This is a genomic window from Nocardia sp. NPDC058518 (assembly GCF_042719655.1).
GTDB lineage: Bacteria > Actinomycetota > Actinomycetes > Mycobacteriales > Mycobacteriaceae > Nocardia.
Genome location: NZ_JBHXNJ010000015.1, coordinates 39,862 through 46,310, shown reverse-complemented (window position 1 = coordinate 46,310; position 6,449 = coordinate 39,862). Strand labels below are relative to the sequence as shown.

General features: G+C 68.8%; 5 protein-coding genes. 1 reads left to right on the top strand and 4 read right to left on the bottom strand.

The window, feature by feature from the left end; translation table 11 throughout:
* Positions 1–60: 60 nt before the first annotated feature.
* Positions 61–648 carry a TetR/AcrR family transcriptional regulator gene (locus ACFWPX_RS23845; protein WP_378929138.1) on the bottom strand — a complete coding sequence of 196 codons (588 nt, stop codon included), beginning with the start codon at positions 646–648 and terminating at the stop codon, positions 61–63.
* 80 nt (positions 649–728) lie between these two features.
* Between ACFWPX_RS23845 and ACFWPX_RS23840 the strand changes: the two genes are divergently transcribed.
* Positions 729–1,574 (top strand): SDR family oxidoreductase, encoded by an 846-nt coding sequence (locus ACFWPX_RS23840; RefSeq protein ID WP_378929137.1) that lies wholly within the window; start codon positions 729–731, stop codon positions 1,572–1,574.
* Between the two features lie 14 nt (positions 1,575–1,588).
* Here the strand turns inward: ACFWPX_RS23840 and ACFWPX_RS23835 are convergent, their stop codons facing one another.
* The 3 genes from ACFWPX_RS23835 to coaBC all read right to left on the bottom strand — a co-directional run bounded on the left by ACFWPX_RS23835 (position 1,589) and on the right by coaBC (position 6,443).
* The gene (locus ACFWPX_RS23835) at positions 1,589–3,784 is read right to left on the bottom strand and encodes a primosomal protein N' (RefSeq protein WP_378929136.1); all 2,196 of its coding nucleotides are present in this window, start codon (positions 3,782–3,784) and stop codon (positions 1,589–1,591) included.
* 14 nt (positions 3,785–3,798) lie between these two features.
* A complete protein-coding gene (gene metK / locus ACFWPX_RS23830) occupies positions 3,799–5,010 on the bottom strand; it encodes a methionine adenosyltransferase (protein WP_378912996.1) in 1,212 nt (403 codons plus the stop codon).
* A 215-nt stretch (positions 5,011–5,225) separates the two neighbouring features.
* The gene (gene coaBC / locus ACFWPX_RS23825; protein WP_378912997.1) at positions 5,226–6,443 is read right to left on the bottom strand and encodes a bifunctional phosphopantothenoylcysteine decarboxylase/phosphopantothenate--cysteine ligase CoaBC; all 1,218 of its coding nucleotides are present in this window, start codon (positions 6,441–6,443) and stop codon (positions 5,226–5,228) included.
* Positions 6,444–6,449 lie beyond the last annotated feature (6 nt).

The following is a 6,449-nucleotide window of genomic DNA, read 5'->3' as shown; positions in this document are numbered from 1 at the left end:
GGGGCGCGTTTTTGTGAAACCCCCACCCCCGCCCCCCCGCGCGCGGGCGTCGCGACGCGCCTACCGCACGGCCAGCTCGTCGATCCATCGCTCCAGCCGGGCACCCTCGGTGACCATCAGCTGCGGGTCGCGGAAGGTGTTGGTGAGCAACGAGATTCCCTGATAGGCCGCGACGAACGCGATCGCGAGCTCAGCGGCGTCGGCGCGCCCCAGCTCCGCGAACTGCGTGCGTGCCCAGTCCACGAGTAACCCCATCACGCGCGCGGGCTCGCCACGGAAGGCGTCCTCCCGCTTGTCGAGCTCGGCGGCCAGCGAGCCGAACGGACAACCGAAGCGCGCCGCCATCTCCCGCTCGTCGACCCAGCTGCGCACCATCGCCTTCAACCGCTCGGCGGGCCCCTGCAGTTCGGCGATCTCGGCGACAGCTCCGGCCAGCACCTGCGCGTGCAGCGCGATCACCGCGGCGATGAACTGGTCCTTGGTCTTGAAGTAGTAGTAGACATTGCCGACCGGCACGTCGGCCTCGCGCGCGATCTCGGCGATCGTCGTCTTCTCGATGCCCTGCTGGTAGAACACGCGCATCGCCGCTTGGACCAGGCGTTCCTGCTTCCCGATCTTCGGGCTGACCTGCGCGTCCGATTTAGTCATACAACTAACTATAGACAGCTGACGGCTCATGGGATACGTTCTGCTCAGCAATTCAGTCAGCCAACTAACTAAGGATTCACATGATCGTCGTCACCGGAGCGACCGGCAACATCGGCAGCACCCTGGTCGAACTACTCGCCGACGCGGGTGCGCAGGTCAGGGCCGTATCCCGAGGTACTCGCCCCGTCGAGCTGCCCACAGGCGTCGAGCACGCGGTCGCCGAGCTGGGCGATCTCGACAGTCTCTCCCCCGCCCTGCACGGCGCCGACGCGCTGTTCCTGCTGATCACCGGCGAGCAACTGATGACCGGCCCCGAGCCCGCGCTGCTGCTGAAAACGGCCGCCGACGCCGGCGTGCGCCGGGTCGTCTTCGTGTCCTCGCAAGGCGCGGTGACCCGCCCCCACTCCGACGGCTACGCCAGAACCATCGCCTTCGAACAGGCACTCGCCGAGTCCGGCCTCGAGTGGACGGCTCTGCGTCCCGGCGCGTTCTTCTCCAACACCTTCGCGTGGATCGAACCGGTCCGGACCCAGCGCATCGTCGCGGCGCCCTTCGGCGATATCGGCCTGCCCGCCGTGGACCCCGCCGATATCGCCGCTGTAGCCGCGGCAGCCCTGCTCGAAGGCGGCCACCACACCCGCGCCTACACGCTGACCGGCCCCGCGGTGGTCACTCCCCGCGACCAGGCGGCAGCACTCGCCGAAGCGATCGACACCCCGCTCACCTTCCTCGAACTCACCGCCGAACAAGCCAAACAGAACATGCTCCGCTTCATGCCTGAGCCAGTCGCCGACCACACCCTGACCATCCTCGGCACGCCCACGGCGCAAGAGCAGCAGGTCAGCAACGATATCGAGGAGATTCTCGGTCGACCGGCCACCGCCTACGCGCAGTGGGCAAGGCGCCACCGGACGATGTACACCTGACCGAGGTGCCCCGGTCAGCCGATGTCGACCGGGTCGATCTGGACGCGAAGGGGGGCGTCGGAGCGGTGGGAGCTGCGGATCGCTTGGGCGGCGGTGAGGGCGCGGGCGAGGGGCGCGCCGCCCGAGCGGGGTACACGCAGGAGCATGCGTTCGACTTCGGCGGGAGCGTCGGTGCCGGAGAAGGGTTTACGGGCCGTCGGCGGTAGGGGGACGGGGCCGAGGATCTCGGTGCCGTCGGGAAGTGTTGTGGCGTCGAGCAATTCGGCGATCGAGGCGGTGGTACCGTCGACGGCGGCGAGACGGACCGCGGGTGGGAAGCCGACCTCGGCGCGGGCTTCGAGCTCGGCGGCGGCATGGTTGACCGGGTCCCAGCGAACCAGTGCCTGGACCGTGGGCAGGGAGGGCTCGGCCATCACGATGACCTGTCCGCGAGGCCGCACCAGGGCCGCAGCACCCATCCAGCGGCGCAAAGTGTCCTCACTCGCGCGCAGGTCGGCGCGCCCGAGCAGCGCCCATCCGTCGAGCAGCAGAGCGACACCGTAACCGCCGCGCACGAGCGGTTCGGCACCGACGGTAGCCACGACCACCTGAGCACCCGGCTCGACGGTATCGAGCACTTCCCCACCCCCCGAGGCGCGGATCGGGACGCCGGAGAAGGCGCGGCCGAGCTCTTCGGCGGTGCGAGCCGCGCCGATCACCGTCGCCCGCAGCGCTCGCGCACCGCAGGCCTGGCAGCGGAACGCGGCTTCGGTGATGCCGCACCACTTGCACTGTGGGCTCGCCGCTTCACCATTGCCCGAATGCGGTAGCGCCAACGGTCCGTTGCAGTGCCTGCAGCGCGCGGGGGTGCGACATTTCGCACAGGCCAGCGACGGAACATAGCCTCGCCGCGGCACCTGGACCAGCACCGCGGCGTTCTCCTTGATCGCGGAGCGGGCGGCCGCGAACGCAACGCCGGGCATCCGCACCGAGCGGGCCAGCGCGTCGCGTTCCAGCGCGTAATCGCTGTCGCCGGGCGCGCTGATCCGGGGCGTCACCTCGCGCAACGTCTGACGTTCCGCGAGAAGGTCTCGCGCCCAACCGGATTCGACCACTGCCTGGATTTCGGCGGTGCGCGCAAAACCGGCGGCGACGAACGCGGCACCTGTCTCGTGCGCCCGCAACATCGCCACTTCGCGAGCGTGCGGATACGGGGAACGCGGCTCGGCGTAGGTGTCGTCGCCGTCGTCCCACATCGCGATCAGCCCTAGGTCCCGTGCGGGCGCGAACACCGCCGCCCGAGTGCCCACCACGATCCGGGCCTGCCCCCGCAACACCGCCAACCACCGTCGATACCGCGCTGCGGGACCCAAGCCCGCCGACAGCCCGACAGCCGAATCACCCACCAGTGCGACACATTCGGCAAGCAACCGATCGAGGTCCCGCTGATCCGGCACCATCAACACCGCACTGCGACCAGCGGCCACCACCGTCGCCGCCAACTCCGCCAGCCGCGCCGCCCAGTCCTCTCCAGGCAACGCTTGCCATGCCGCCCGTACACCCTTGCCCTGTGCCAGCGCACCGACGAACCCCGAGCCGTGCGCATACCGCCCCCACGCCGACGCATCGACCTCGATGCGCGATTCCGCCGCGGCATCGACCAGGACCTCCGCGGCCGTCGTATCCACCTTGTCCCCCGCACCTCCGCCGAACTCCTCGGCCGAATCGCCTACCTCGCCCGCACCTTGCTCACCGATCGGGCCTGCCTCGACCAGGCCGGACACCGAATCATCCGCGCTATCAGCACCTTCCGTCGCGGCACTCGCCGCTTTCGTTGTGGTGCCGGTTTTCTTCGTGCCGCCAGTTTCGGTGCGGGCGTGACGCGGGGGAATCGCCAGGCGAAGGACATCGGGCCGAGTCCCCGCATAGCGGGTGGCGACGGCGGTGGCCAGGCGCAGAACTTCCGGGGTGAGGACGCGTTCCGGGGAGACGACCCGTTCGAGTGGCATCATCTTGCCGTTGTGGTCGCTGTGCGGGAGCCGTTCCAGCAGGTATCCGTCGACGAGACGACCCGCGAAACGGACGCGCACGCGCACGCCCGGCTGGGCGATCTCGTCCAGTTCAGGTGGGACGAGGTAGTCGAAGTCGCGGTCGAGGTGGGCAGGCGAAAGCAGCGGGAGCACCCTCGCGATGGGGTGTCCCGCTGCTGTCGATGTTTCGTCCGCTGCCACGCGGTCCGTGGTTATTACAGGCCGACGGCCGCGCGCAGCTTGTCGGCGCGGTCCGTGTGCTCCCAGGGCAGGTCGACATCGGTGCGGCCGAAGTGGCCGTAGGCCGCGGTCGGTGCGTAGATCGGGCGCAGCAGGTCGAGATCGCGGATGATCGCGCCCGGACGCAGGTCGAAGACCTCGGAGATGGCGGTGGAGATACGCACCGGGTCGATCTTCTCGGTGCCGAAGGTCTCGACGAACAGGCCGACGGGAGCCGACTTGCCGATCGCGTACGCGACCTGCACCTCGACGCGATCCGCCAGGCCCGCGGCCACGACGTTCTTGGCGACCCAGCGCATGGCGTAGGCGGCCGACCGGTCGACCTTCGACGGATCCTTGCCGGAGAACGCGCCGCCACCGTGGCGGGCCATGCCGCCGTAGGTGTCGACGATGATCTTGCGGCCGGTCAGGCCCGCATCGCCCATCGGGCCACCGAGGACGAACTTGCCGGTGGGGTTGACCAGCAGGCGGATTTCGGAGGTGTCCAGGCTGGGCAGGTTCAGATCACCGATGACGGCGTCGACGACCTTCTCGCGGATATCGGGGGCGAGCAGGTTGTCCAGGTCGATATCGGCGGCGTGCTGGGTGGAGATGACGACCGTATCGAGGCGGACCGGGCGGTCACCGTCGTATTCGATGGTGACCTGGGTCTTGCCGTCGGGGCGCAGGTAGGGCAGCACGCCCGACTTACGGACCTCGGTGAGCTTGCGCGAGAGCCGGTGCGCGAGCGCGATCGGCAGCGGCATCAGCTCGGGCGTGTCGATGGTGGCGTAGCCGAACATCAGGCCCTGGTCACCGGCGCCCTGACGCTCGATCGCGTCGTCGGAACCGCCGACGCGCGCTTCGTGCGAGGTGTCGACACCCTGGGCGATATCGGGCGACTGGGCCCCGATCGCGATGTTGACACCGCAGGAATTGCCGTCGAATCCCTTTGCGGAGGAGTCGTATCCGATCTCGAGGACCTTCTCACGGACGATCCGCGGGATGTCGGCGTAGGCGGAGGTGGTGACCTCGCCCGCGACATGGACCTGCCCCGTGGTGACCATGGTTTCCACCGCGACCCGGCTGCTCGGGTCCTCCGCGAGCAATGCGTCGAGGATGGAATCGCTGATCGCGTCACAGATCTTGTCCGGATGACCTTCGGTCACGGACTCACTGGTGAATAGCCGACTACCTGTCGTACGCACAGTTCTTCCCTCTCCCTCAACGGGTTACTCGTTCGGCTTGTGACGGTAACTTCTCGGTGTTACCGCGCAACCCTTCTCATCAAGACTATTCCAAACCACCGACATGGTGGCGAGTAAGTATCAAGCCGGACCGCGAACACCCACGCGGACGGTAAACTGCCCGACCCTCGTTGCCGCGCAACTGTTTTCGCGCGAAGTCGACGCGAACTCCCCGGTCAGGGCAGCAGCGGGACCAGCGCGTCGAGCACCCGGCTGGCCAGCAGCGCCTTCGATCCGTGATCGAGGGCCTGTTCGGTGCCGTCGGCGCCGAGCAACCAGCCGTCGTTGGTGTCGACCTCGAACGCCTTGCCCTCACCCACCGCGTTGACGACGAGCAGATCGCAGCCCTTGCGCGCCAGTTTCGCGCGCGCGTGGGTGAGCACGTCGCCGTTGTCGTCACCGGTCTCGGCGGCGAAACCGACGATCGCGGTACCGGCGAGCCGTCCCTCGGTGCGGGCGTCGACCAAGCCGGCGAGGATGTCCTCGTTCTTGGTCAGCGGGATCACGTCGGGTTCGTCGGCGCCCTTCTTGATCTTCGCGGCGGCCACGTGTGTCGGACGGAAATCGGCGACCGCGGCCGCCATGATCACCGCATCGGCGCCGAGCGCGTGCTTGTCGACCGCGGTCTTGAGCTGGTCGGCGGTGGTGATGTGGACCAGTTCGACCGCGGCGGGCGGCGCGAGCTCGATCGTGTTGCCCGCGATCAGCGTCACCTGGGCGCCACGCTGGGCGGCGACCCTGGCCAGGGCATAGCCCTGCTTGCCGGAGCTGCGGTTGCCGAGGAAGCGCACCGGGTCGAGGGGTTCCCTCGTACCACCGGCGGTGATCACCACGCGGCGACCGGTCAGGTCGCGAGGCAGCGCGTCGGCACGTTCGAGCAGCAGCGAGGCCAGACCGAAGATCTCCTCCGGTTCGGGCAGCCGTCCGGGACCGGTATCGGTGCCGGTGAGCCTGCCCGAGGCGGGTTCCATCACGTTGGCGCCGTGCGCGCGCAAGGTCGCGACATTGGCCACCGTCGCCGGATGCTCCCACATCTCGGTGTGCATCGCGGGCGCGAACAGCACCGGACATCGGGCCGTCAGCAAGGTGGCGGTGAGCAGATCGTCGGCGCGCCCCTGTGCGGCGCGCGCCATCAGATCCGCGGTGGCGGGGGCGATGACGACGAGATCGGCCTCCTGGCCGATCCGGACATGCGGCACCTCGGGCACGTCGGCGAACACCGTGGTGTGCACCGGCTGCCCGGACAGCGCCTCGAAGGTCGCCTTACCGATGAACTGTAGAGCCGACTCGGTGGGAATCACCCGCACCTGGTGTCCGGTCTCGGTGAAACGGCGAACGAGGGCACACGCCTTGTAGGCGGCGATGCCCCCGCCGACCCCGACGACGATCCGCATGGTCTT

Bases quoted from the DNA above. Each gene is read 5' to 3' on its own strand.
- ACFWPX_RS23845 (WP_378929138.1), bottom strand. From the start codon at position 648: ATGACTAAATCGGACGCGCAGGTCAGCCCGAAGATCGGGAAGCAGGAA.
- ACFWPX_RS23840 (WP_378929137.1), top strand. From the start codon at position 729: ATGATCGTCGTCACCGGAGCGACCGGCAACATCGGCAGCACCCTGGTC.
- coaBC (WP_378912997.1), bottom strand. From the start codon at position 6,443: ATGCGGATCGTCGTCGGGGTCGGCGGGGGCATCGCCGCCTACAAGGCG.